This is a genomic window from Brunnivagina elsteri CCALA 953 (genome assembly GCF_002289455.1).
GTDB classification, from domain to species: Bacteria; Cyanobacteriota; Cyanobacteriia; order Cyanobacteriales; family Nostocaceae; genus Brunnivagina; species Brunnivagina elsteri.
Genome location: NZ_NTFS01000614.1, coordinates 1 through 2,621, shown reverse-complemented (window position 1 = coordinate 2,621; position 2,621 = coordinate 1). Strand labels below are relative to the sequence as shown.

General features: G+C 45.1%; 1 protein-coding gene. It reads left to right on the top strand.

Annotated features, from left to right (window positions below):
- Positions 1-112: 112 nt before the first annotated feature.
- The gene (gene psaB, locus CK510_RS29085) at positions 113-2,344 is read left to right on the top strand and encodes a photosystem I core protein PsaB (protein WP_095724937.1); all 2,232 of its coding nucleotides are present in this window, start codon (positions 113-115) and stop codon (positions 2,342-2,344) included.
- The last annotated feature ends 277 nt before the right edge of the window (positions 2,345-2,621 follow it).

Sequence of the window (2,621 nt, the reverse complement as noted above, 5' to 3'; positions counted from 1 at the left end):
TTGAGTTAAAAATTAAAAACTAAAAATTTAATTTTAATTCCAACTCATCACTCATAATTCATCACCCATAACTCTCCCTGACAGCTAAAGGTTAAAGGACTCATCAAAACCTATGGCAACAAAATTTCCGAAATTTAGCCAGGACCTCGCGCAGGACCCGACGACCCGTCGGATTTGGTACGCGATGGCTATGGGAAATGATTTTGAAAGCCATGACGGGATGACGGAAGAAAATCTTTACCAAAAGATTTTCGCAACTCACTTCGGTCACCTGGCAATCATTTTCCTGTGGGCATCCAGCCTTTTGTTCCACGTCGCTTGGCAAGGCAACTTTGAACAGTGGATTACAGACCCCCTTCATATTCGTCCCATCGCCCATGCGATTTGGGACCCCCACTTCGGTAAACCAGCTATTGAAGCTTTTACCCAAGCTGGTGCAAGTAATCCTGTAAATATTGCTTACTCCGGTGTGTATCATTGGTGGTACACCATCGGGATGCGTACCAATAACGACCTGTATACAGGTTCTATTGGTTTGCTCCTATTTTCAGCAGTACTTTTATTTGCTGGTTGGTTACACTTACAACCCAAGTTCCGTCCTAGCCTTTCTTGGTTCAAGAGTGCCGAATCGCGCTTAAACCACCACCTATCTGCCTTGTTTGGTGTTAGCTCCTTGGCATGGACAGGTCACTTGGTGCATGTGGCGATTCCTGAATCTCGCGGACAACATGTCGGTTGGGATAATTTCTTGACCACACTTCCCCACCCAGAAGGTTTAACCCCCTTCTTTACAGGTAACTGGGGCGTGTACGCACAAAATCCAGATACCGCAGGTCAAATTTTTGGTACTTCGACTGGTTCGGGTACGGCAATTTTGACATTCTTGGGTGGTTTCCATCCTCAGACTGAATCGCTGTGGTTGACTGACATGGCTCACCACCACCTTGCGATCGCAGTTCTGTTTATTGTTGCTGGTCACATGTACCGCACCAACTTTGGTATTGGTCACAGCATTAAAGAAATGCTGAATTCCAAAGCTGGTTTAATACCCGGAAGCAAGAGTGAAGGTCCATTCAACCTGCCTCACCAAGGTCTATACGACACCATCAACAACTCGCTGCACTTCCAACTGTCTCTAGCTTTGGCAGCTTTGGGAACCATTACATCCTTGGTAGCGCAGCACATGTACGCACTGCCTCCTTATGCATTTATTGCTAAGGACTACACCACTCAGGCAGCGTTGTATACCCACCACCAATACATTGCTGGTTTCTTGATGGTTGGCGCTTTTGCCCACGCCGCTATCTTCTGGGTACGTGACTACGACCCCGAACAAAACAAAGGCAACGTACTCGATCGCGTATTGAAGCATAAAGAAGCGATTATTTCCCACTTAAGCTGGGTATCTCTTTTCTTAGGTTTCCATACATTGAGCTTGTACGTACACAACGACGTAGTTGTTGCTTTCGGTACACCTGAAAAGCAAATCTTGATTGAACCTGTGTTCGCACAGTTCATCCAAGCGGCTCACGGTAAAGTACTATACGGTTTGGACACATTGCTTTCCAACCCCGACAGTATTGCTTACACTGCTTATCCCAACGCTGGTAACGTTTGGTTGGGTGGTTGGTTAGATGCCATCAATAGTGGTACTAACTCCCTCTTCTTAACAATTGGTCCTGGCGACTTCCTAGTACACCATGCCTTTGCATTGGCTATCCACACCACTACCTTGATTTTGGTTAAAGGTGCTTTGGATGCCCGTGGTTCTAAGTTGATGCCTGACAAAAAGGACTTCGGTTACGCATTCCCTTGCGACGGTCCTGGTCGTGGTGGTACTTGCGATATTTCCGGTTGGGACTCGTTCTACCTCTCCATGTTCTGGATGTTGAATACCATTGGTTGGGTTACCTTCTACTGGCATTGGAAGCATTTAGGGATTTGGCAAGGAAACGTTGCCCAATTTAATGAAAACTCTACCTACCTGATGGGCTGGTTCCGCGATTATCTTTGGGCGAACTCCGCACAGTTAATCAATGGTTACAACCCTTATGGTATGAACAACCTGTCTGTTTGGGCTTGGATGTTCCTCTTTGGACACCTTGTTTGGGCAACTGGTTTCATGTTCCTCATCTCTTGGAGAGGTTACTGGCAAGAGTTGATTGAAACATTGGTTTGGGCACACGAGCGTACTCCTCTTGCAAACCTGGTTCGTTGGAAAGACAAGCCTGTTGCACTGTCGATTGTTCAAGGTCGTTTGATTGGTTTAGCTCACTTCACTGTTGGCTATATCCTAACTTACGGTGCATTCCTGATTGCTTCTACGGCTGGTAAGTTCGGTTAAATCTGATTACTGGTTGTTAGATAAGTAATAAAAATCCCCTACCAATGTGGTGGGGGATTTTTTGTTTGAGTTTATACCGAGTTAATAAATACATACAACAGGTTGCATTTAATTGAATACAGAGAGACATGATATGTCTCGTCAGGGGGGGTTCAGGTTTTATTTGTACACCTCATTGACCTGCAATACGCTGTATATAAACCTGAGTTCGATGTAAAAAAATAAGCTATAAATCTTTCCTGACAAGAGTTCCAAGATTTTATTAGGCTTGAGTGAT

Coding starts and splice junctions, on each gene's coding strand:
- psaB (WP_095724937.1), top strand. CDS start 113: ATGGCAACAAAATTTCCGAAATTTAGCCAGGACCTCGCGCAGGACCCG.